The sequence below is a fragment of the Shewanella zhangzhouensis genome (assembly GCF_019457615.1).
Taxonomy (GTDB): Bacteria; Pseudomonadota; Gammaproteobacteria; order Enterobacterales; family Shewanellaceae; genus Shewanella; species Shewanella zhangzhouensis.
This window is the reverse complement of sequence record NZ_CP080414.1, coordinates 2,410,052-2,433,779: the sequence shown is the minus strand read 5'-3', so window position 1 is coordinate 2,433,779 and position 23,728 is coordinate 2,410,052. Positions and strand designations below refer to the sequence as shown.

14 protein-coding genes and 1 pseudogene are annotated in these 23,728 nt (G+C 46.3%); 4 read left to right on the top strand and 11 right to left on the bottom strand.

The annotated features are described in order from the left end of the window. Positions 1 to 179: 179 nt before the first annotated feature. Together K0H63_RS10530 and K0H63_RS10525 are read right to left on the bottom strand one after the other, a co-directional pair. Positions 180 to 1,304 carry an HD-GYP domain-containing protein gene (locus K0H63_RS10530; protein ID WP_220064643.1) on the bottom strand — a complete coding sequence of 375 codons (1,125 nt, stop codon included), beginning with the start codon at positions 1,302 to 1,304 and terminating at the stop codon, positions 180 to 182. 227 nt (positions 1,305 to 1,531) lie between these two features. Further along, on the bottom strand, positions 1,532 to 3,103 hold the full coding sequence (locus K0H63_RS10525; protein WP_220064642.1) for a methyl-accepting chemotaxis protein: 1,572 nt from the start codon (positions 3,101 to 3,103) through the stop codon (positions 1,532 to 1,534). Positions 3,104 to 3,709: 606 nt separating this feature from the next. Here K0H63_RS10525 and K0H63_RS10520 point away from each other — a divergent pair. Further along, positions 3,710 to 4,702 (top strand): annotated as a pseudogene (locus K0H63_RS10520) (IS481 family transposase). Positions 4,703 to 4,934: 232 nt separating this feature from the next. Here the strand turns inward: K0H63_RS10520 and K0H63_RS10515 are convergent. Then, a complete protein-coding gene (locus K0H63_RS10515; protein ID WP_220064641.1) occupies positions 4,935 to 5,174 on the bottom strand; it encodes a helix-turn-helix domain-containing protein in 240 nt (79 codons plus the stop codon). A 145-nt stretch (positions 5,175 to 5,319) separates the two neighbouring features. Between K0H63_RS10515 and K0H63_RS10510 the strand changes: the two genes are divergently transcribed. The 3 genes from K0H63_RS10510 to K0H63_RS10500 are packed head-to-tail and all read left to right on the top strand — an operon-like array spanning position 5,320 to position 7,586. Further along, positions 5,320 to 5,532: a hypothetical protein gene (locus tag K0H63_RS10510; protein WP_220064640.1), complete on the top strand. Its 213-nt coding sequence runs from the start codon at positions 5,320 to 5,322 to the stop codon at positions 5,530 to 5,532. 9 nt (positions 5,533 to 5,541) lie between these two features. Further along, a complete protein-coding gene (locus K0H63_RS10505; protein ID WP_220064639.1) occupies positions 5,542 to 6,720 on the top strand; it encodes a site-specific integrase in 1,179 nt (392 codons plus the stop codon). Continuing rightward, complete coding sequence (locus K0H63_RS10500) at positions 6,717 to 7,586, top strand: HD domain-containing protein (RefSeq protein ID WP_220064638.1); 870 nt, start codon at positions 6,717 to 6,719, stop codon at positions 7,584 to 7,586. The genes K0H63_RS10505 and K0H63_RS10500 overlap by 4 nt, the downstream gene beginning before the upstream one ends. Positions 7,587 to 7,598: 12 nt before the next feature. On the opposite strand, the gene K0H63_RS10495 is transcribed toward K0H63_RS10500, so the two are convergent. From K0H63_RS10495 to K0H63_RS10460, 8 genes are all read right to left on the bottom strand, one after another. Beyond that, the gene (locus tag K0H63_RS10495) at positions 7,599 to 10,691 is read right to left on the bottom strand and encodes a site-specific integrase (protein WP_220064637.1); all 3,093 of its coding nucleotides are present in this window, start codon (positions 10,689 to 10,691) and stop codon (positions 7,599 to 7,601) included. Then, the gene (locus K0H63_RS10490) at positions 10,676 to 12,949 is read right to left on the bottom strand and encodes a hypothetical protein (protein ID WP_220064636.1); all 2,274 of its coding nucleotides are present in this window, start codon (positions 12,947 to 12,949) and stop codon (positions 10,676 to 10,678) included. The genes K0H63_RS10495 and K0H63_RS10490 overlap by 16 nt, the downstream gene beginning before the upstream one ends. Continuing rightward, complete coding sequence (locus K0H63_RS10485) at positions 12,946 to 13,563, bottom strand: hypothetical protein (protein ID WP_220064635.1); 618 nt, start codon at positions 13,561 to 13,563, stop codon at positions 12,946 to 12,948. Before K0H63_RS10485 ends, K0H63_RS10490 begins: the two co-directional genes overlap by 4 nt. Positions 13,564 to 14,109: 546 nt before the next feature. Then, entirely contained in the window at positions 14,110 to 15,933 is a 1,824-nt protein-coding gene (locus K0H63_RS10480) for a S8 family serine peptidase (protein WP_220064634.1), read from the bottom strand. A gap of 218 nt (positions 15,934 to 16,151) precedes the next feature. Next, the gene (locus tag K0H63_RS10475) at positions 16,152 to 18,599 is read right to left on the bottom strand and encodes a zinc metalloprotease (RefSeq protein ID WP_220064633.1); all 2,448 of its coding nucleotides are present in this window, start codon (positions 18,597 to 18,599) and stop codon (positions 16,152 to 16,154) included. Further along, complete coding sequence (locus K0H63_RS10470; RefSeq protein WP_220064632.1) at positions 18,599 to 19,219, bottom strand: hypothetical protein; 621 nt, start codon at positions 19,217 to 19,219, stop codon at positions 18,599 to 18,601. The genes K0H63_RS10475 and K0H63_RS10470 overlap by 1 nt, the downstream gene beginning before the upstream one ends. A gap of 601 nt (positions 19,220 to 19,820) precedes the next feature. After that, on the bottom strand, positions 19,821 to 20,468 hold the full coding sequence (locus tag K0H63_RS10465) for a response regulator (RefSeq protein ID WP_220064631.1): 648 nt from the start codon (positions 20,466 to 20,468) through the stop codon (positions 19,821 to 19,823). Further along, positions 20,458 to 23,598, bottom strand: a complete 3,141-nt coding sequence (locus tag K0H63_RS10460; protein WP_220064630.1) for a ligand-binding sensor domain-containing protein — start codon at positions 23,596 to 23,598, stop codon at positions 20,458 to 20,460. The genes K0H63_RS10465 and K0H63_RS10460 overlap by 11 nt, the downstream gene beginning before the upstream one ends. Between the last annotated feature and the right edge of the window lie 130 nt (positions 23,599 to 23,728).

The window sequence follows — 23,728 nt, the reverse complement described above, 5'->3', positions numbered from 1 at the left end:
CTTCAACCTAGTTCTAAAGTAAATCGAAGGTGATTAAAATTATAATAGCAGTAATAGTTATACATTTAATTAATAATAGATAAAAAATTACACCATATTACGTAAAACAGGAGTTAGCAAAAATATTCTAGAATGAAAAATAATCAATGAATATATTAAAGTTATTCGCGCTGCATTGGTTATTCATCACAAATTGCTAGTTTAATTTCTAGAAACTCATCTATATTTTGAACAAGTGCCTCTACACAGAGGGGATCGAACAGAGATCCAGACTTACTCTTAATAAACTGCATTGCTTCTTCTAAACTCCAAGGATTTTTATATGGCCGCTTACTCAAAAGTGCATCGAATACGTCAGCCAAACTAACTATTCTTGCTTCAAGAGGAATATCCAATCCTTTCAACCTATCTGGATATCCAGTGCCGTCGTATGTCTCGTGATGAAAGCGAACTATGTTCTTTACAAATGTCATTTCTTCAATTAGCGCTTTATTCAAGTTATAAATTTTCACCACTTCATCAATAATTTCCTCTCCAAAGACTGGATGCTGGTTCATAATATCTCTATCGATTTGAGAGAACGCCTTGTTACTGAAGAGGATTTCGTCTGGGATCCGATATTTACCTATATCATGAAAAGGAGCGTAAAAGCGAATTCTATGAATGAAATCCGTCGTAATTTCAGGATATTTGTTAACTAACAAACGAGCCAAAACTTCACTATATTTACCCATCCGCTCCAGATGTTGAGCCGTCTCAGGATCACGATGATGACCGATTTTCAATGCTACCTGAAGCACTTTATTGAAGTTCGTCCTACTTTCCTTTTCCTGAATATACCTTGAAGAAATAATATGAGATACAAAAGTAAAAAGATCTATTACGTCTTTGCTAGAAAAATAACCTTTACATGTAGCATTAAAAAAAGTAAACCCAATTACATCATCTCGGTATAAAATTGGAAAGGTTAAACTACTTAAAAAGCCATGAGTGGTCAAGCTCACTGCTTGGGGCGTGCCTTGTAACTCAAATATATCATCGACAATCCTATAATTATTGCTTCTCATGATCTTAGAAAGACTTGAGTTAACCCCAATTTCAAACTCTTCAAATTCTAGATGACAATCTGCATATCCTCTTATGTCTTCGCTATGATACGTCGAAATAGTATTATTATCCAAGGCTGCGAGTGAGATACGTCCTAAACATGGATGATATATTCTTGTATAGTCAAAGATTTCTTTCATAAAGTCAATAAAACCATTATCCCTTTGGCCTATCACCTTTAGGTTAAAATAATTCATAAAGTTACCACAAATCCATTAAAGTACACTCGTTAATAACTTTATAAATGTATAATATATATTGTACTTGCTAATTACCGTTTAAATTATGTAGCAGGCTTTTATATTTACATTAAAAAATTAGACTTAGAAAGTCATATCTAAATGTTATTAACGTCATAATTTTAAGATTATAAAATCTAAATGTTATAACTATAAGTTCACAATTTTTAATCAGATTAGCTGTATCAATTCTTTTGAAATTGCAGCATTAAACGTTGAAGATCTTGTAGTTTTTCTACCAATTCACTGGTCTTTTTAACAGATGCCTCACTTAAATCTAAATTTGATACTGATAGATTTTGTATGCTAACTACGTTACTGTTGATCTCCTCGGTAACATTCGCCTGTTGATTAACAGCTATAGCAATTTGGTTACTAGCACCGGTTACATCACTGAGCATAATATTAACCCTTTGTAACACCTCGGAAGTACCAAGAGCTCTCTCCTTACAAACATCCGATAGTCGACTTCCTTTATCCATTGAATTAACAGCTTTGACGGCTGTGACCTGCAAGTGAGAAATCATATTATGGATTTCTTCAGTAGAAGCCTGTGTTTTAAAAGCTAAAGATCGAACTTCATCAGCGACAACAGCAAACCCTCGCCCACTTTCACCAGCTCGAGCAGCCTCAATGGCAGCGTTAAGTGCAAGTAAGTTGGTCTGATCGGCAATATTTCCAATCACCTCAAGTATTTTCTCAATTTCATGACTGCTCACAGATAATTCATTTATAATGTGTTTTGCCTCCTCCAATGCCCTATGTAATTCCGAAATTGAGTCGATCGTAATATTTACATTTAACGAGCCTTTATCCGATAACCGACTAACCTCACAAACTAAATCTGAAGTTTCCAATGTATTTTTTGCTACATCTCGAATAGAATGAGACATCTCCGCAACAGCTTTAACGACAGATCCAGTCTCTATATCTTGTTTAGCTAAGTTGCTTTTAATCTTTTCTTGTCTTTTGAACTCGTCTTCAGCATCACCATGGATACCTTCTGAAGTCTCTATCGCACGAGCAACGATTGCGCGAACTTCCGCCCGATACTTGTATAAAGCTAATTCAATTATCGAATATTCATCGTAATGACCGGTATATATAGATTCCATTAATGGATTATTGTAAGCCTCTGATGCAAGTTCGGTTATTACTTTTAATCGTCGATGATTTAATGCCTCATTAACTCCCATACACAACAATGCAAAAATTATTACAACCCCGCACTGTAATGGCGATGAACCTAAAACTAATAAAATTGAACTAACAAGAATAATTGCAGCGGCTACATATCTTATCCAACCAAAACTGAATCTAGGGAATCTGAGACGGATTGGTTTCTTGTCTTCATTCAATTTCTTATATTGTTGTTCTGCACGTTCAATCCATTCACGTTTAGGTTGCGTTCGTACTGATTGATATTCGATTATTTTGCCGTCAGAATCTGTAATGGGTGTAATGTAAGCAGATACCCAGTAGAATCCTCCATCTTTACGAGCATTCTTTACCAATCCCATCCAGCTGTTACCTGACCTAATCGTTTTCCAAACCTGCTTGAATGCTACTTTCGGCATATCAGGATGACGAACAACATTATGTGGATTCCCAATTAACTCAGTTTTAGTATATCCGGCAACATCACAAAATGAGCTATTCGCATATGTAACAATACTGGTTGGATCTGTAGTGGAAATAAGATTAAGGTCTATTGAAAACTTCGTCTCTTCGCAAGAACTAAAATTGCTTACAATCATCTCGAATTATTCACACAAAATATTTGTGGGTACTTTAACCGTACGCAATATTCAAATCAAGAATAACGATATTAACTAACGCACTTCCCAAATATTTATTTGTAAATAAATATTTTATAAATTTGACCACTTTCATATAAGTAGCTAAGACTATGCAGATTTTCGTTTTTAGTGAACAAATGGAGGTTGTAATACGCGGCACAGGTATTCTGAGCAAAATCCAATTAACGATAATACGAATACTTCTCAATGGTCAATATTGAGTTTTCTCTAATTTACTTAGCCCTAAAAGAAGTTATTCGATATAGATTTCTCAAGGATAGGACCTCTCCCCCAAAATTAAGACCATGACATTGATGAGATTTCCAATACACTGGAGCTAATGGAGATCTCAACATGAAGAAACGCTACACCGAAGAAAAATTATTAAGGCCATCAAACGGCATTGTTCATCAAATCATTGCGCGGATAGCAACGGCGCCAAGGTATTGCTCGGTTTAACTGTATTAGTCGTGACTTGATCTGACACATCATCTTGAAAAGGTGAGAGTTACCCGTTTTGATAAAGGTGTCGAATCTTCAATCAAAACAAAAGAGGTAACTCTCATGCTGCATACTAACAACCCCATCATTAAACACAAAGCAGGTTTACTGAATCTGGCTGAGGAGCTCGGCAACGTTTCCAGGGCCTGCAAGGTTATGGGGGTATCCCGCGACACCTTCTATCGCTATCGTGAGCTGGTTGAGGATGGCGGCATTGATGCGCTTATCAACCGCTCCAGACGCATACCCAATCTGAAAAATCGTGTTGATGACCATATAGAGCAAGCTGTCATTGATTACGCCATTGAGTTTCCCGCCTATGGTCAAACCCGAACCAGCAACGAGCTGCGCAAGCAAGGCGTCTTTGTTTCCGGCAGCGGCGTACGTTCGATTTGGCTCAGACACGGTCTGGAAAACCTCAAGAAGCGCCTGACCGCATTGGAAGCAAAGATGGAGCGCGATGGCATCATCCTGACAGAAGCACAGGTTGCAGCCTTGGAAAAGAAAGCCCGGGACGATGAGGCCTGTGGTGAAATTGAAACCCATCATCCTGGCTATCTGGGCTCACAGGACACCTTTTACGTCGGCAACCTCAAAGGTGTGGGGCGGATATACCAGCAGACCTTCGTCGATACCTACAGTAAGGTCGCCTTTGCAAAGCTCTACACCACCAAAACCCCAATCACCTCTGCCGACCTGCTGAACGATAGAGTATTGCCGTTTTTCGAAGCTCAGGCGCTGCCGATGCTGCGTATCCTCACCGACAGGGGCACCGAATACTGTGGCAAGGTTGAGCAGCACGATTACCAGCTGTATCTGGCCATCAATGACATCGACCACACGAAAACCAAAGCCAGACATCCACAGACAAACGGTATCTGCGAGCGTTTCCACATGACCATTCTGAATGAGTTCTATCAGGTCACGTTCCGCAAAAAGCTGTATAGCACACTGGAAGAACTGCAAAAAGACTTGGACGAACGGCTGGCGCTGTAAAACAATGAGCGCACCCATCAGGGCAAAATGTGCTGCGGTCGTACACCGATGGCAACATGAATTGATGGGAAACGGGTTTGGGCGGGAAAGAATTTAACCCAAATCTAATCTGACAACGGCACCCCAAAATCGGGTAACTGTCAGATCAGGTCTGAGCTAGTACAATTGAGAATAATTCCTACCTTGATACTTTTAGTCCAAAACGACCAAGTTTCCCTAGCTAATAGATTGATTGCACGCCCGTCAAAACAGAGTCGCCAGTGATAAATTACATCATTTTTTCACTAAAAACTTAATGATCTGCAGTATCGTTTTCTTCTACATACATCAATAGCTCCCCTGGCTGACATTCAAAATACTTGCACAATGCATTGATGGTATCTGTGTTAGTCACATTGCCAGGCACGTTGGCGATACGTGTTAACGTGGCACGGCTGATACCTGTCTTTTCACTCACTTCAGACAAGGTTATACGGCGCTTTTCCTTGAAGGCTTTTTCATCAAGCAACTTGATGAGAAGGATTCTTATCATGTTCGATCCATAAGTCATATCTCTCACATATCATATCAAATGAATCATAAATGACGCAAAAAATGCTTGACTTTTTTCATTTGTGATTTATTGTTTACTCATAGGCTGCAAATGAATCATGTATGAGTCAGAACTGGAGGCGGTTATGAGTACCTATCTCACCACAGAAGAACTATCTGCACGGATTAAGTACGACGTTCGCACTATCCGGCAGTGTCTGAAGGACGCTGTTCTGTTTGAGGGTGTGCACTACATCCGACCTTTTGGCGGGCGCAAAATTCTGTACATCTGGGAGCGGGTCGAGGAGTCCATGCTGCTTGGCGCCGCCGCCCACGATCTGATCAATCAGATGAACTAGGAGGACATCATGGGAACAGTGAATAGCCGTGATGGCAAACTCTATTTGGACTTTCGATACAAGGGAGTGCGCTGCAGGGAGCAGACAAGCCTTATCGACAATCCAGCTAACCGCCAGAAGCTCAATAGACTGATGGCACTGCTTGAACAGCAGATGAAAAGCGGCAGTTTTGATTATGGGCACCATTTTCCAAACAGCCCAAAGGCAGAACATTTCAGGCAGCTCGAAAAACTGAGCCAGCTTAAGGCTGTCGGTGGGCGAATGCAGCTTGCCACTTTTGCCAACCTTTGGTTGGCGGAAAAGAAAGTGGAGTGGCGCGCCAGCCAGGTTGAGACGGTTGAAGGCATTCTCAGGTGCCATCTGATCCCCGCGTTAGGTGATTGCATGATAGCCGCTATCACTAAGACAGATATTCTTGGATTTCGCACACGGCTATGTGACGTTGATGCTGCCACTTCGAAATCATTATCGGCCTCGCGCATTAATCACATCATGACATATCTACGCCTAATGCTGAGTGATGCTGCGGAGCGTTTTGGCTTTGACAACCCATGGCGGAATATTAAGGCCCTGCCTATGCCTCGAAGTGATATTCAGCCATTCTCGCTTGATGAGGTCTGCCGCATTATAGAGGGGGTAAGAAGTGATTTTCGTCCCTACTATATCGTTCGATTTTTCACAGGTATGCGGACCGGTGAAATCGATGGCCTAACGTGGGAAAACGTTGATTTTGCCAGGCAATTAATACACATCCGCCAGTCACTGGTGCGGGGGACTCTTGGCCCTACAAAAACACCGGGTTCGTTCAGGGCAATTGCCATGAGTCAGCCAGTATATGAAGCGCTGCTGGCGCAGCGGCAGCAAACTGGGGCCAGGAGTCAATTTGTCTTTTGTAATCGGTGTGGCGCAGCGTTGAATCATCAAAATGTCACCAAACGCATCTGGTACCCACTATTGGAACACCTCAAGCTTGAAAAGCGAAATCCCTACCAGACACGGCATACCGCCGCGACCCTCTGGCTGGCTGCCGGCGAGAGCCCTGAATGGATTGCCAGGCAATTAGGGCATGCGAATACCAGTATGCTCTTCAGAGTCTATTCGCGTTATGTGCCCAATTTACTTGGACAGGATGGTGCGGCGTTCGAGCGTTTGATCCGCAAGGGACAAAACGAAGGAGAGTCAAAATGAATATCAGGTCCAGAGGTACTTCTGATGACTTGGCCTGGGTACACAGGGTCGCACAGAGTGAGTCGTCACAATTATGGCAATTCCGCTGCCTGCGTGAGTCCTTATCACTTGAAGTGCCCCGCGATGTAATGACGGGGGTACGGCCTGAAGGCCAATTGGTGTTGGTGCAGTGGACTGCAGACGGTGAGCGACACATTAAGAAGGTTTTAATTGTTCCAGAAGTGATGGATGAGGTCGCAGTGTATCGCCATTTTTCACTAGTGCCAGCAGGTTGCGAATCCATCATCGTTGATATCTGGGGGATCTTAGGACTTATTCAGGATGCCGCACTGCGACATTTCTATTTGGCGGTATTACTTAATCAGGAGTTGATGAGCCAGTTCTTTACTGCCCGGGCAAGTCGAAGTCATCATCATAATCATGAAACAGGATTGCTGGAGCACAGTCATGAAGTGGCCGTAACAGCCGCGATGCTTTGTTGGCGCTACAATGTAGGTCCCTTGAGTGTTGGTGTAGCGTTTATTGGTGGGCTACTGCATGACATTGGCAAAATTCACCTTTTTTATAATGCCGACACACGGGATGGCATTGCGGGCGCTCATGAGTCCTACAATTTCATGGTATTGGCCGAGCCGTTAGAAGTGCTGCACCGTAGTTCCCCAAAAATATTTGAAGCGTTAAGCAGTTGTTTATCGTTAAAAGTAGGGCGCCGGCATGAGTCTTACATTCCTGCCTCTATGGTTAGACTGTGCGATAACCTGTCGATGGAGGTTTGTCATTGGCGCACGGCTTTTACAGACGTGCCCCCCCATCATTGGTACGCACATTCCGCCATGAATGACCAATGGTATAAACGACTAGGATGAGCTTTGGCGGGACTAAGTCCGTTCCCATTTCCTTATTTGTTCCGCATTGAACAGGATGATTGCCAGTCGGTGGAATAGGGTTTGTAGCGCGGGTGAACAATATTGGCTTATTTTCGCACCGCCTCTGCTTTTTATGTACTGCTGTTCATTTGCATGACGTAAAAACAACAATCCAACTCCATCTGGATATTCACCGGCTTTTGTCAATGTGTAGTGGGTAATCTCAAGATGGTGGTGAGGCCGCCAGCGTGTTGTTGGTTGGCCATATTGGGAGCGAAGCCTTAGATGCCAGCGTTGCCATGGAAAAAGTTGGCTTACAAATCTCATGAACCGCTGAAATTCATCAGCGTTGTCAAAGTAGATCCAAGTATGACTACTGGTGGAATGTGTCAGGCAATATTGAATGGCCCATCGAAGTTCGATTTTTCCTTCTCTACTGCCCTTTATCTTGCTGCAGGTGTTCAGCGCGGATTGAATATCTTTACGGTCATAGATACTTGTTGGCTCGGCTGGCAGCAGAGCACCTGCGCGTCTGGTTGAAAAGAGTCGGCCGATTCCCCGCGGTGTTTTCAACGACCTTAGGGCAAGCGCCGCATCGCGCCAGCGCTCTGTCAGTTCAGATGGAAGTCGATAATGTACCGCGACCTCCTGATAGTCGTGATCTCGCTCAATTCGGCTAAGTACTGCCAGTGCCTGAATGTAGTGACTGCTTTTTTCAACCACATTGTTTTGGGTGGCTGTACTCTGACGAATGCTGTTGACTGGGTTTATAAAAGGCACGAGCCGTTTTCTCAAGAATGGTAGCAGCCGCAACGGGGTTATGGGGCCTGACTTTCGCATCTTTTTATAACGGTAAGGGCTAACTCCAAGTACCATTTTCGCGGTTTCGGCAGGAATTTCTTGTGAATTTGCACCCAAATGGATGCCCAGAAGCAAGTCGGTAAAATGTAAGTAGCTCCTCAAAGTTGTATCTGGCGTGCTATGGCCAGCAAACACTGCCAGGGCAAAATACCTGTCGCGAAGTCGTCCTTCACCAAATATCAGTTTCGTTATGACTTTTCGTTGGGATGGAGTATATGGCAGCAAAGCTTGGATTACTTCAGGCAAGGCGATCAGGTCATCATGGGCAAGCAGCTGCATTCTGGATAGTGCTGTATGACGTAAATGATACAATCGATAATAAATACCGCCGGATAATTGAGACAGCATCTCTTTTACCATCCATGAGATTTGACGGGTGTTTACCACTTCAAAGGGATTTCCTTCTGTGTGAATAAGAAGCTCTGCATATCGGTTATGGCAGGTTAATAAACGTTCGCGAAGGTGGCCTTCCACCAAAGCCTTTTCGTGGTCCGTCAGTAATGGGAAGAGAGGTACTTTTCGAAGAGCGGACTCTGTTTTGTTATGCCCGTGGCGGCTTTCTCGCACAAACAACCAGCCAACAGAGGATGGTTCGATGTCTTTTAGACGGAGTTTGGCTACTTCTCCGGGTCTGAGTCCTGTTCGATAAGCAATGATGAGAAAGCACTTCAACATACGTTTGGCAGTGAAGTTTATGTCTTCCAAATAATCGATTTGGCGCAACAGGGCCAGAAACAGTGGCTCATCAACTATGGCTGCACTCACATGGGGATTAATATCACTCCCTTCGCTTAGCGGTTGGTACAATGGCGGGAGATCAAAATTTTGATGAGCGAATGTGTGTAGGTCCTGAAATCGGCATGCTTTATAGTGCTGTGTTTGCTGACTGTTGGTGCGATTTAAAATTTCTTGATAAAGTTCAAAAAAATCTTCACAGCTCAAACTGTAAAGGTCGACGTCAGCGGTAGCGGCCAACCAGGTGCCTCCAATTTCCGCAAAATACCTATCAGCGGTTGATACTTCGTTTTCCAAGCAAGTCAGGTGGTGAAGTAACCACTGAATTAATATTTCCTCATTTGGGCGAAGATTTGCGTTTGCAAGCGCCTTCAACTTTCTAACAACGTGGCTCTTCACTTGGTTTTTTGCAGTATCTCTCTTAAGTATTTCTCTTATTTGATTCAATAGGTATCGGTTACCTTGCCTCGGGCTGCGTGGTGCAAGTACTGTAGATATATCGGTTCGCTTCTGACCATACCATTGTTTGAATTTGGCAAAGCCATTTATATCGCAGGAGCCTGTTGTACTTTTGAATAACCTCAACCAGTATGCGTTTGGGAGTGATGCGCTTTTTTGCCGCCCCAGAGCAAACTCAACCAAGACTTGCGGTAATTCGATATTGTGTTGCATCTCTGCGAAACAAATACCTCCTTGCCGAAGTTGTGGGAGAGGAATTTCGATTTTGAGTTCAGACTTAATTATCTCAACACATGTCTTGATAGATTTTGGATAACGCCAACTATTTGAACGGCAGTTTAGGAATTGTTTAATTACGCCAAAACTTATCGGGTCCGGGAAAAACTGAACTTCTACCTGCGCTTTATTGGGCCCCAGACCACCATGATCAGTGTAGAGATTACTGGGAAAATCCTTCCCAGGCTTTGGCCTCAATGTAAGCCAGCATAGATCCTTGTTACCACGTAACGGCTTCTCTTCGGTTAACGCTTTTGCCAGCGCAGGCCAAAGAGCAGGTTTGTTTAGACCACCATAGCAGATACAACTCATCAGTAATCTGGCAAAGCATTGCTGGGGATCAGACGTTTGATTGAGAGTATCCAGCCGGCCAAAAGCTTTTGACGCAAAACGGGATGTTCTGAGTTGCCAGGCTAAACTTCTGAGTGGTCGAGCTCTGCGCAAAGTGAGGTGGTCTGCCGGTGGATTAATCTGCCAAAGTCCCTGTCGGTTACCCGTTTCTAATTGTTGGCAGATAAAAGAATACCCTCGCCGGTAGGACGTTTCCGATTTGAGAACCTGTCGCAGAGCCGAGTCCACCTGTGGCCAAATTTCTGCAAATCGATCACATTTCGGTTCCACTTCAAACAGTTCCGGCAGGTAACTTTCGAGTACAGCCAGAGCTTGTTTTATCGTTTGGGTATAGTTTTTTTGGCGAATAGCGGTTCTGGACTGATGCCCCAACAGGCGTACTAATGATTTCTGCTCCATCGGCAGAATTAGTGGGTTTTCCATGCGTCAACCACCGTAATTTTGTGAGTGTTCAACACCACTTCGATTTGCTGGGCGATGCGCTTGAGGTATTGAATTGACAGAGCGCTGTGGCGGCCCATTGATTCTTCACCTACTTCTTCATGCCCCATCCAACCATCGATTTCTGCAGGAGCAATACCGATACACTTTAATTCGCTGCGCAGGTGATGCCGTCCCCAATTGGCTGGCCAAGGTAATTTATCGCCAAGAAATTCCTTTACTCTCGCTGGCGTGAGTTCTTGAGTAATGGTCGGAACAGTGTTCTGTTCATGATGCTTTATAAAAAACAGGAGATTGCCTTTTCCTGTAATTGCGGCGTGGGTTCGGGAGAAGATGTCTTCTGCAATGAGCTGACTGTGCTTTTTCAACTCGTGAAGATGCTTTAGATATTGTTCAAGTTGTTTTACCGCGGTTGCCGGGAGAATCAATGTTCGCGCGGCCAGTCCATGGCGGTTTTCCTTATCGCTTATCCACCAGGAATTGTTGTAGCTGTTGAAATCAGTGTACTGTCCCATTGGTGCGTTAACGTCTCGATGACCAGTTGAGAATGTCAATAGTGCCCACACGTAGCAAACATAGTGATTATGGAGTGGCGCGAGCTCTTCAAGTGAATGCCTGATTGGGCTGGGGATTTGATGCCTCAAAATGCGGAAAAAATTGTGCAAAGTGTTTGAGGGAAGATGTAATGCACTGCCGATTTTCTTATTGGTGGGCTTTGCAGTCGGGAGTTGTGGATCAATTTCAGCCATGTTGAACATGGCCAACACGTACGCGCGGTAGTTTTCAATCAGTTTATCTGCGTCGAAATTGGTGTAGCTTAGCGCTGGTTGGTTTCGGGGGGCTCGCCCTTTTATTAGCCCGACTTCTGCACGGTCCAACCCGTTGTTGAGATACCAGTGCTCCATAAAACGGGTAACTCTTCCAAGGCTTAAACGGCACCGATAGCGCTCATTAATGTTTTGGATTATTGACGCCAGGGATTCCTTGTCATTCTCTGGAGTAAGCCGCCCCTGTAGTATTTTGGGCAACGGCAGAATCAAATGATCGTTTGTTTTTCTGACGCATTTCTCCAGTCGGTCATCCTGTGTGCTTGCTGGGACTGAATGGCCCAAATATAGACAAGGGTGGTTTTTATAGTGCTCTAAACGAAATGTTGTCGAAGGATGTTTGAGTGAGGTGGGATCACGTCCGCAAAGAAGGCTTAATAGTAGTGTTGAGCAAATGTCGGGTTGTACACCTTTCTTAATTCCATTGCTCGAGTAACTAATCAGTTGGCGCACATCCCAGTCTGTAAGTTGATTGTAACTGCAGCCTAATGACAGTTGCATAATGCTCAGTTTTTCTGTCAGACATTGATGCTGTATCGCGCGAACTGCTCTCGATGACGGCGAGCGATTGGCCGCAAAATTTGGTGTTTCTGCGTTTTCCTGTATACGGATTGTTCTTCCCGATTTTACCGACAGACATTCATCCCGTTCTTGGGACGTTGGCGGTTTATGGGGGAAAACACATAGTTCTTCGACCTTGATTTTTGCATCGTCAAAAACATCGATTGGCTCAACTTCGACTATCGTGTCTGTGTCAGACTGGGGCGGGAGCCGGATCTTTCGTCGGCGTCTTTTTGTCCATGACAGTGCATCTCTGATAACGAGTTCGAGATAGCCAAGGCCGTAATCGACGAGGGCAGGGTGCTTTTCCATTCTCAGTTCTTTTAGTTTTGAAACCAGCAGGTGAATGGATGGCGTTTCACCTAAATCTGGCAAGACATCCAATAGCTTTCGATGCATTGGGTTCATGGCAACCAGACGAAGTTCTCTGAGTGCATTTTCATTTCCTGAAACCGAGTTTCGAGGGTCGTAGGTATGACGCATGAAACAGACGACGAGGACAATCGCTTGGTATCCATTAAACTTGGATAACCACTGTGGAGTAGCATTTTTGGGCGCTACGGCTCCAATCGCAGCGGCAAATGGGTATGACGTGAGCCACTTATTTTTCTTCAGAGACACGATTATTTCAGTATCTATTTCACAAGATGGAATAGTGTTCGACTGAATGACCGCCACTAATCGATGAAGCTGTTCAAACTGTGTCCAGTATGCCGTAGGAAAAGCTTGAATGATGTATGAAAGTCGCATTAACAGAGCTTGCTTCTGCGCAGAACCGAACTCCTCAGGCACAAGCAACGTCCCCAAGAATTCCTTTAATTGTTTGCTGATGTTGCGTTCGTGCATGGTCATTTTTCAGGCTCCCAATGCGTCGCCATTTCTGCAATCCAATCGATCGCTTCAGGTGTTGTACCCGATGAAGAAAGACGCTGCCGCTGCTGAACTAAAGCCCCCCTGGACATCGAAAGCAGGTCACAAAAATACTGGTCAGGAAGAGAATCTTTACCGAAATATTCTCGCGAAAAATGCTCAGGCACACCTTGTCGCCAGGCATCGATGAATGCCACTGCATTCTTGGAGTGGAGCGATAAACTGAGTAGTTGAAATAGTGACAACCACGCCTGATTTTCAACCTGCTTTGGGGATAGTTGTTTCTTAAACTCTGCTTCGTAAACGATTAAAGTGTCTTTGGGAGGGTGGCCATCAACCCAGTACTTTGGCGCCCAAACAGGACTGTAGAAGAAGAATTTTCTGGGCCTATGCTTTGCTTGAGTTCCCTTAGGCTTGCAATGCATTTCTGGTACACAGTGTATTGTTTGGAACGCCCATGCCATCCTGATCTTTTCAGGTATAACGTAATCGTTACACAGCCCTGAAAGCGTTTGCATTACCTCGAACGGTCGCCGCGCTGCTGGGTGCAGGGTGAACTCGTGTTTGAGTTGATATTTGAGTATCTCGTGTGCCATCAGAAGTCCATTTCGTGTGAATGCCTACAGCATCTAATCTAGAAAAATTCCCCTGGCTTCCCAAGTTGTGATCAAAAATTGATCATTGAAGAGGTGGTTTTTGTGACCGTGACCACGAGTTTGTCTCTAATTGTCGTTAATGGAACGTCCGAGGGACTTAGACTTTATGCAAATAAAATTAGTTATTTACAGTTGGGGTAAAATAAGTAACGTGCTATTATTAATATCATCACGGCCTGTCACGCCGGGGGTCGCGGGTTCGAGTCCCGTCCGCTCCGCCAATTACCAAATGAGCCTCGTCTGAAAAGATGGGGCTTTTTTGTTTCCATCGTTCCCTTTACTGCCGCGTTCAGATTTTTATTAACTCTCTTTCAGGCAATGCTTAGCGCTGGGCTCTGCGACTATCCTTCTTATTCCAGGTCCTTTCGACTTCCTCAATATTCTCTTAAAGCGCTTTTTCGCTGGTTGCGAAAATCGGCACTGATATACAGGTGTGACCCTGACAAAAAGAGCGCCCTGAGGCGCTCTTTTAACACTGGTATCCGGTTAGTTGAATGTCACGCTGGAAATGTCAGAGCAGTTTGCGGTGCCATCTTCACAGATTTGGTAAGTGTAGATACCGTAAGGGTTATTGAGTGTATCGACGAAGCTGCCGTCGTTGGCAGTGGCGGTAATCACCACGCCATTACGAAACACATTGACCTTGCGGGTTGAGGCGCCTGACCAATTCAGTTCTACCTGTTCGCCGCGTTTGCCAGAGTAAGTAGCCGTGGTTAATTGAATGTCTACTATGGGTTTGGCACTGCAGCTGTTGCTGAGCAAGTATTGATGGGCGTCAGCCACTTTGACGATGCCATAGCCAAAATAGTCATCTCTTCCGGAAGCGCCTGCATCAAATGCCGTTGCTTTCAGCGCTTGCCGAATATCCGTGCCATTACATTCAGGATGATTTGACCAAAGCAGTGCGGCCAAGCCACTCACCGCAGGGGTTGCCATCGACGTGCCACTCATAAAGCCATAATCTGAACCACTTATTTCAACGGTGAGGGTGGCTGCTGAGTGAAGGGCATTCCTATCCTCAAGGGCGGCACCAACGGACGGGATACTGGATGTGGTTTCTGCTCCGAGGGTGCCGTAAAGCATGCCATCAACGTTGTTAACAATCACGGCAGCAATACCACCGGAGGCTTCGCAGTTCATGACTTTGTCATTAAAGGAAATTTCACCACGGTCGATCAAACAGATTTTGTCCCTGGCCTGTGGGTCTATTGCTGCGCCAAGGCCCATGTAATAGCTGCTTCCAGTGACATTGCCTTGCGCTGCGTAACTCATGCCACTGGAACCGAGCACCTGTCCATCGGCAGTGAGTACCGATGCCGATACCATATCGGCAGGGTAGGTGGAGAGGGTATTTACGCCGCCGGCGGTGACCTCCACGCAGGTTGTATCGATAATCTGCTGGTTATTCTTATTACCCTTGCCTGAGTAGATGATGGTACAGGCTGGGAACTGCGAAAAGTCAGCGATTTCATCGTTGGCATCGTTGGCGCCAATCATCATGACTGACTCATAACCTGCGGGATAGGTTCTGACGTTGTTACCATCGTTACCAGCCGCAGCGATGACCAAACCACCGTTTCTGGTGAATGCTTTAAAGGCGCTCTCTTCTGTGCTGTTGGGGCGTCCACCACCAAGGCTCATACTGATGATGTTTGCCCCGGCAGCGGCACACTTCTCGGTGGCAACCGCAAGATCGGACGAATAGCCCCAACCATTTGCGTTAAATACTTTGATGATGTGCATGTCTACACCGGGCGCCATGCCTACCACGCCAACGCCGTTGTCAGCGGCACCTATGGTTCCGGCCACATGGGTGCCGTGGGGGCCGCCATGTTGATCCCAATTGCCCGTACCCGGGTCATTGTCACCGGTGATGTTTTGCCACAGAAAATCGTCGTTGGAGCGGTCAAGACCAGAATCGATTACGCACACCTTTACCCCGGCGTTTGCCTGCAAAGACAGTTGATTCGCCTGAGATTGATAGACGGCATAAGGGGTGATCTGCGTAGTGCGCGGATCGCCAACATCATCGCTGAAGCCCATCAGTTCCCGTTTGGCATCTTCTTCGATGAGTTGAATATGTGGGTTATTCAACAGCCCTTTTACGGTCGCAAGATCTTTGCCGCTGAAGGTGGCTGAGAAAAAGCGATTGCCTTCTGCGTGGATTTCACCGCCGAGTTTTTTGGCGAGGGCTTTTACCACGCCTTTATGCTCGGCATCTACCTGGATCACGTATCTGTCATCGGCGGCATTGGCGGTCATGGCCATACCAATACCCAGCGCTAATAAGGTTTTATTCACTGTTTTCATCTTTGTTCCTGAAAGTCTTTGGTAAATCGCAGGCCATTTGAACAGCGTATTTGAAGTCAATTCCATCGGTTGTTGCTCTAACACTGCGATTGCCTGAAATGTTTGGCCATGCTCGGCGCCAACTGACAACGCGCTGCTTTGGCCTTAAGGGTTTACGTTTTGTGGAAAGGAGAGCGCCTATCCCGGCGCATCTCCACGCGCTTCTCCAAAACCCGCCTTTAGTTCAAGTGTTCACAGCGACCGAATTGAGCACCGGATTTCACTTTGTTTATCAGACCATTGGGGAAGCCGGTCTTAATTGAGCTGCCGTTTTCACACACATAAACCTCTGTCATATCGACATGGTAGGAGATCATGGCGCCGGCGATACCACCGACCATTTTGCTGCCAGAGGCGCTGATGGAAAGTGGGTTATTCATGGAGGAGTTGAGTGCTTCCATCACGCCCTGTTTGGCGAAGAAGTCATCCAGTGTCATCCAGCCGAGTTCTTTGATGTAGATAGCACCAACAAAACCCGCCCAGAAGTCTCCGGCACGACCTATGATGACATCACCGTTGTCACTCATATCGAATGGAATCAAACCAGCGAATTCACCGAACATACTGTGGACCCATTCAACACCCATTTCGTCGCAGGCATTCTGGCCCCAGAGTACAAAGGGCACATCTTCACACCACTTTAAACCGCCAATGTCTGTAAAGGCCGCAGCACCGCTTTTGGTGTGGTTCCACAGCATGACATTGCCTTGCATAGTGCCCAGAGCAACTTGTTTGCCGTCATAAGATGTTGCATTTGCTTCGATGGCACCGATCTGCTCAAACAGATTGATCATCCGGCCCTCTTTAACCCATGCGACGGCTTCCCAGCCATCGAGTGAACCCAGGGCCACTTCACCATTACCTGAAATGGCATGGGCTCGTACCCAGGAATTGATGTTCCAGTCAACATCTTGGGTGTCCAGCTCATGCATGCCTGCTTTCGGCGTCCAGATAAAAGGCACAAGCTCGCCCTTGTCATACTCGTAACACATGCCATTGCCGTCGACATCCTTGTAAGCCAAGCCCACAACCGTGTTACCGGCATCGTCAATGTCCCAGGCAAGTGCGGATTGGGTACCCGTTTGTGAGCTTCCACCACAGGCGTTTCCGGTAAAGTCGCCCAGTGGCATTACGCCTTTGGAGTCAGACCAAATTGCCGGGGCGCTGACGCCGTTGCGGTCCTGGTCTGCATTCACCAGAATTTTGGTGCCGTTGCGGTTCATGCGGCCTGTCTCAGCTGTGACATAATCGGGCAGCATTTCGAATCCCTTGGTCTCATTCCAGGTAAAGCCATAACCCATGATGGTACCCATGGAAGAGCGGCCATTTTTGGCAAGATCCGTCAGGAATGCGTTGACGATGGGGCGGAAGTTGATGCCGTCGTCATAGCCGTTAAAGGTGAGATCGGCCTGCTTCGTTTTGCCCGCTTCGGCAACGATTGGGGTGAAATCACACTGATTGTCAGTGACAGGATCGCTACCCTCATTCTCGTTCCAGTATTCGGCCACCGAGATGATGGGAGTCTGCGTTGTTGGATATCCGCCAACGTGGATCTCTTCGGTGTAAAGCACATAGCTTTGTCCGGGAGTCAGACCGTTGATTTTGAAATAGCCATCGGGGCCCACTTTTCCCTGAGTCAGGTAACCCGACTGAGCGGACACCGCATCCATCAGCGGATCGCTCACGTTGCGGGCAATGATATTGACGCCACTGTATTCGGTCTGGCCGTCCTTGAGGCGCAGTTTGCCTTCAATTGCGCCAAAGCCGGTTTTGTAGGTATCGGTTGGATAGAGATTGGAAATCGACACCCTGTCATCCAGCACATTGACCGTGCTTTGGGCTGTTCCGCCAGCGCCGTTATGGCTGATAAAGGGGAACATGGTTTCAATGATCTCGGGATCTGCAGTATTGGTTGGGCCATACCAGTCCGGCCAGTTATAGGCGTGTATCGGCTCTACACCGCAACCGGCAACGCCGGGGTAGAGTGGCTCAAAGGTGTTGCTGAGGTAACCCAATTGACCATTTGTTTGGGAGTGTGACAGGTTAATCGCATGGCCAAATTCATGGGTAAAGACCCCTGCAACCTGGTTGCCTTCGGTATCGTTAACGTAGACGTTCCAACCGTTAAGTACGGCGGTGGCTTCGATAATCACATTGTTTTCATCAGCAATTTCAGGGAAGGCGATACCCAGTACCGCTGTTTTCGGTACGCCGAAAAAGTCTTCTAGGATACTGCCGTCTGTGTCATACAGTACCCAGAAGCCATAACCATTTTGCTTGGTGTAGATTTCAGCGGCGTTTGCACCTGTCACATCGGCGATGCCGGTTTTTTCCTGAATGGTGCCGGCAATATCAGCCCGGAACGTGGAGGTTTCTACATTGTTCCACTGATCAAAGGCAAATTGGGTAATCTCTCTGGCACGATCGATAGACAAAAACACACTGCCATCGTAATCGTAGGTAAAGGCGGCGCCACCATCGACATAAACGGGAATCGAACCTTTTGAGGTATCCCAGACATAGGGCTTGGGATTGGCGTCATCCGACGTCAACAGTGGTCCTGCGGCCAGTGCGGAGCCTGCGCTCAGCATGCCAAGCATTGCAACAGTAAATTTATTGATTTTCATTATTTCATCTTCCCATTGCTGATCCATTGCTCTGAAACCGCTTTTCCAACCAGGCTCATAAAGTCTGTCGCACTAAAGGCGCCGGTTGTTTTCAGCATGGTGTTTTCTGACTCGGACAACAGACCCTGAGCAAACTCGATGTCATTGAACACACCAAAATTATTGAATTCGTTGCTGACTTTACCGCCCTGAACCACGAATTTGCCGTTAGCCATGCCGGCCGTTGTCCGTAATCCAGTCAGCTTTGCCGCTTTGTGCATAAATACAATGACGGTTTCATTGGTATTCCAGCGGGGGAAGCCCTCTGGCGACACGGCCAGCATCTTAGTGCCGTTGGCATTTCTCTGGGGTTTGGTCAAACCAAATTGGCGAAATGTGTAGGTGGAGTTTTTCTCGTGTTGGCCTTTGGCCGCGTTATTCACCTTGATTGTGACCTCGGTGTAGGGAACGCCCTGGTCTGAAATGCCGTCTGTGACAGATTGAACCTGCCCGGACAGAATGCTTTCGGACTCACTGATGAGTTGTTTCAAATTTTGCGGTTTAAGTTTTGCTGCTTGAGCCGGCGAGCCAAGCAACACCAGCGCGGGAAGCAGCGCCAACAGGTAGGGTTTTAAGTTCATGAGTTATCCTTTTTGCTTATAACTTGGGCTTGGGTAGGGCTACTACCACCGTTCCAAGCTAGCAATTCGGATTTTTGTCAGATATCAGGGAATCCCTGATTTTTTGAGTGTTAAACGTTAGAGGGTGTGGGTTTGGTGTTTTCTGCTGTTGGCGTTAACCAATTTTGTTGGAGCATATTGTATGTTTATTTGTGCTTTTCTGGTTAACGTGTTTATAAATTAACAATATGCAGTGTGTATGTTTTGTTGTATGAGTAAATATCAGCGCTAAAACCTTTTGGCATGCGGCAGAAAAAGCGCTGTAGTGTGAAAAAAATTCAGTTTAAAGCGTTAGTTTGTGGTGAGGTCTGTGGTGGTTAAGTCCTTTTTCAGTCTCTGCTTTGTTTGAGTTTTATATAATACTATCAACGACATGCATTGTTCTTAAATTGTTTTTTATTTGTTACATAGTGTATCGCATGGGGAGTCTGTGGCATAAGATAAGCACTGCAGGAAAATGGCTCACATGAGCTTCACAGTGACACACCATACCCACAATGGGATTTCGGAAAATGTTTACATTCAGTAGCATGGTGCGCTTGGTGTTAAGCATATAGACATTTCAGGGGATAAGCTTTTCTTGCAGCGCAAAACGTACCAGACCTGCAATATCAAATATTTGTAATCTCGCCATTATGTGCGCCCTGTGTGTCTCGACCGTCTTGATACTGACACTGACAGACTCGGCAATTTGTCGGGTGGAATAGCCTTCAGCTATGAGCTGAAGGATCTGTTTTTGTCTGCTGGTTAATAGCTCCAGAAGGGATGTCGCGGATTGATTGGTGGACAGTAATTGATCCAGGAGACTGATATCAATTTCTTTGCTGATGTAGCTGTTGCCCTGCAAGACGTTTCTGATGGCCGGCTCAAGTTCATCGACTGCGGCATCTTTCAAGAGGTAGCCATGTGCCCCGTGTTTCAAGCATTTGGCCACATATTCGACGTTATTGTGCATAGAAAGAATTAAAATTTTTGCCGGTATCCCTTGGTTTGCAATCAGTTTGACAACTTCAATCCCACTTAAGCTTTTAATCGATATGTCCAATACCAGCAGCTTTGGCTTCAGTCGCTTTACCAAGGCCACTGCCTCGAGGCCATCCCCACATTCACCAATCACCTCGATTGAGTCAATGGTATGTAATAAGGTGCGTATACCGGCGCGAACCAGTTCATGATCATCTACCAATACGACGCTATTGTTACTTTTCATAAGGAAACTCAACTGAAATGGAAACACCGCCATTGGGAATGGCTTTGATATTCAAGTTACCATTTTGGGACCTAACTCGCTCCTCAATACCCAGTAGGCCCAAATGGCCACCCTTGCTGACTTTAGAGGAAATGTCATCGGGATCGAAGCCTACGCCGTTATCGGAAACGTCGGCCTTAATGTTGTTCCCATCCAGGTAAAGCGTTACTTCAATTTTCGTGGCATTCGCATGGCGAATGGCATTGGTGACTGACTCCTGAATTACCCGGAATAGGGTAATGGTTAGACTGGGACTCAGTTCCGGGATATCAGCATCGGCATTAAAGATGATGGGATGTGCCAATGGCGATGACATTTTATTTAGCTGGTGGTGAAGACCTGCAACCAAACCGACGTCGTCCAGAAGACTGGGACGTAAATCGAATGAGATTGCCCGTACCTGCTTAATCATGGATTGAATAGTCGTAATGCAGGTATCTATCAGATCCGTGTCATTGGGGTGTTGGCGCCGGAACAGTTGCAGGCTTATCTGAGTAGCAGTGAGTGATTGGCCGAATTGATCATGAAGTTCCCGGGAAATGGATTTACGCTCTTCTTCCTTGGCATATTGCAGGCAGGTGGCAAGATTACGCATTCCTTCAAAAGCGGACTTCAGATGCTGTTCGTTTTGCCTGAGCTTTTCAATAACAGCGAGTTTCTCTTCTTTCAGCGCATTGAGGCGGCGGGTATACCTTTCCCATTTGGCCATCCGAAACCTGTGATAGCTTATCGCCACAAATGCAATGCACACCAGCAACAAGCCGATATAGGTGGTGTTACGCCACCAGGGGGGAACCACTGTGAGGTTGAGTGTCGCCGGTTGGCTCCATGCCTGGTTTACGCCTCTTCCCCGTACTTCAAGACGGTGTACCCCCGGGTCGAGTTTATAGAAATTCAAATGGTGCATGGAGTTCAGCGATATCCATTCGCTCTTGGAAGACATGCGATATTGATAGCTATGACCCGTTGAGCCATAGTCCAACAGGGCAAACTCTACATTCAGCCAGCCCCCCCAGGGGACTGACATTTGGAAAGGCTCCTGAATTGCGGTGTTTAAAATTGGGCTTGTCAGGCTATCGGATAAAATCTGAGTGAATCTGACAGGGAATTGGGTCTCGGGCTCTATGTTGGACATCGCTGTAAAGAGATACACGCCATTATTGGTGCCAAGCAGATTGGTCTTGCCATCGCTTGCTCGAGAACGTTGTGAAAATCCACCCAGGCCGTTCAGTACCCTGTCTGTTGCCTTATAAAAGCGCTTGTGGTCTGCGTTATAGCCGAATAATCCGTCGCTGGTTGTAAACCAAACGTCGCCCGAGGCTCCCGGTAAAATCGATTTTATTGAGTCTGCAGCCAATCCTGCCTCTGGCGTGATACGAACTTCTGTCTCGACACCGCGCTGGTGGAATTCGGCCTTGTGTAAACCGCCGCCATCGGTACCAACCCAGATATTACCCAGGTCATCCTTTGCGATGTCGGAGATGTAATAATGGTTTAATCCACTGTTATGTACCTGAAGACGCTGACAGGACATGTTGTCTTTCTGACAGAGATTCAAACCATTTGAGCGGGTGCCCACCCAGAGATAGGGACCATCTACCAGAAGTGAGGTGATGTAATTTCCACTCAGGGAATCCTGTACTGACGGGTCGTGCTTAAAAGCCGTGAAGGTTTCGCTGTCAGGATGGTATTTGTAAAGGCCATCGCCGCCAATGCCGACCCAGACATCGCCGCTGTCATCGGGTTGCAGTACTCTGACAAAGCCCTTGCCAATGGATCCCGCCTCGTCACGTTGGTAAGAAAAATGTGCTTTAACTGTGCCATTACCAAGCAGGTGCCATAAGCCCTCAGATGTACCAACCAGCAGCTCATCCGTTCCAACAGAAGCAATGCTCAACACGCCGTTAATGTTTTGGGTATACGTACTGGGGGTAAATTTATTCAGCTGTTGGGTGTCCAGATCAAGCCAGTGCAAGCCATGACTGAAGGAGCCAACCCAGGCTTTATTGCTGCCGGATGATGCGTACAGTGCTGCGACATTAGGCAAAGAGAGCGACGTGCTCTTTGCAGTGCCGTTAGCCGATTTATTTCGCTCAGTCACATCCAGCTTATAGGCCCCTCGACCCCAGGTAGCATAAAAAAGCTGCCCGGTACTGTCTTTTACAATGCTGGTAATGGTGTCTTTGGCGCCTTGGCTATCCTGGCTATGTTGATTGAGCTGATTGGTGTCAGGGTCGTAAAACCTAAGGCCTTGGCCAAAGGTGCCTAAAATCAGCTGATTAGCGTCCAGATGTAATGAAATAATCATCAACTCCCACTCAGTACCCAGAACGGGCCTGATACGGCTGACGAGTAAGTTGTCCAGCGTTACTTTGAGCAATCCCTGGCGAGTGCCGACCCATAAATATTTTCCATCCTGTTCAACGATGGAAAATACGTCCTTTATCCCATCGGGCAGTTCTACACTGATGAACCCGTGGGTTTCGCCTGCCCAATATGCGAGCCCACCACCAATGGTGCCAATCCAAAGCCGGTTGTGGCTGTCGACATAAAGTCTGTAAATATAGTTTGAGGGCAGGGATGCTGCGTTTGTGTCTTCTTTAACGTAACGGCGCACTTTTCCGGTTGCCGGATTTAATCGGTTTAATCCAATTTGAGTCGCTACCCAAAGCTCGCCGTCAGGGCCATCAGTGACGTCATAAACACTGTCATTGGACAGTGAATTAATGTCTTCGGAATTGTGTCGGTAATTGGTAAAAGTGCGGGTGTCCGGGTTGAATCGACTGAGGCCACCACTGTTGGTGGAAATCCAGAGGCTGTTGTCCCGACTCAGATAGAGATTGCGTATATCCAACGCCGCGATGGTGCCCGGCGTATCCATATCCGGTCTGAATTTCTCCAGTTGATGGCTATCGTAAAAGAATAAGCCGTCCTGGGTTCCCAGCCACATAAATCCCTGTTGATCAAACAGGACCGCGGAAATGTTGTCTGCATCAAAGTCTAAGTTTTGTGCAATTTTTTCAGGTGCAGACCATGCGTTACCAAGGTGCAACAGCATTATATAAATGATTGTTCTTATTGCCGTAGACATTATCCCCCCGCTAAATATCCCGGCAACGCTATCATCGACAGGCATGAATTACAACATACTGGCAACATGCCATGCTGTTAAAAGTTGTTTCCTTCAATCAGAGAGTTAAATATCCAATGGCGTTGATATT

Excerpts from the sequence above, each read along its gene's own strand:
- K0H63_RS10530 (WP_220064643.1), bottom strand. The coding sequence starts at position 1,304 with ATGAATTATTTTAACCTAAAGGTGATAGGCCAAAGGGATAATGGTTTT.
- K0H63_RS10525 (WP_220064642.1), bottom strand. The coding sequence starts at position 3,103 with ATGATTGTAAGCAATTTTAGTTCTTGCGAAGAGACGAAGTTTTCAATA.
- K0H63_RS10515 (WP_220064641.1), bottom strand. The coding sequence starts at position 5,174 with ATGATAAGAATCCTTCTCATCAAGTTGCTTGATGAAAAAGCCTTCAAG.
- K0H63_RS10510 (WP_220064640.1), top strand. The coding sequence starts at position 5,320 with ATGAGTACCTATCTCACCACAGAAGAACTATCTGCACGGATTAAGTAC.
- K0H63_RS10505 (WP_220064639.1), top strand. The coding sequence starts at position 5,542 with ATGGGAACAGTGAATAGCCGTGATGGCAAACTCTATTTGGACTTTCGA.
- K0H63_RS10500 (WP_220064638.1), top strand. The coding sequence starts at position 6,717 with ATGAATATCAGGTCCAGAGGTACTTCTGATGACTTGGCCTGGGTACAC.
- K0H63_RS10495 (WP_220064637.1), bottom strand. The coding sequence starts at position 10,691 with ATGGAAAACCCACTAATTCTGCCGATGGAGCAGAAATCATTAGTACGC.
- K0H63_RS10490 (WP_220064636.1), bottom strand. The coding sequence starts at position 12,949 with ATGACCATGCACGAACGCAACATCAGCAAACAATTAAAGGAATTCTTG.
- K0H63_RS10485 (WP_220064635.1), bottom strand. The coding sequence starts at position 13,563 with ATGGCACACGAGATACTCAAATATCAACTCAAACACGAGTTCACCCTG.
- K0H63_RS10480 (WP_220064634.1), bottom strand. The coding sequence starts at position 15,933 with ATGAAAACAGTGAATAAAACCTTATTAGCGCTGGGTATTGGTATGGCC.
- K0H63_RS10475 (WP_220064633.1), bottom strand. The coding sequence starts at position 18,599 with ATGAAAATCAATAAATTTACTGTTGCAATGCTTGGCATGCTGAGCGCA.
- K0H63_RS10470 (WP_220064632.1), bottom strand. The coding sequence starts at position 19,219 with ATGAACTTAAAACCCTACCTGTTGGCGCTGCTTCCCGCGCTGGTGTTG.
- K0H63_RS10465 (WP_220064631.1), bottom strand. The coding sequence starts at position 20,468 with ATGAAAAGTAACAATAGCGTCGTATTGGTAGATGATCATGAACTGGTT.
- K0H63_RS10460 (WP_220064630.1), bottom strand. The coding sequence starts at position 23,598 with ATGTCTACGGCAATAAGAACAATCATTTATATAATGCTGTTGCACCTT.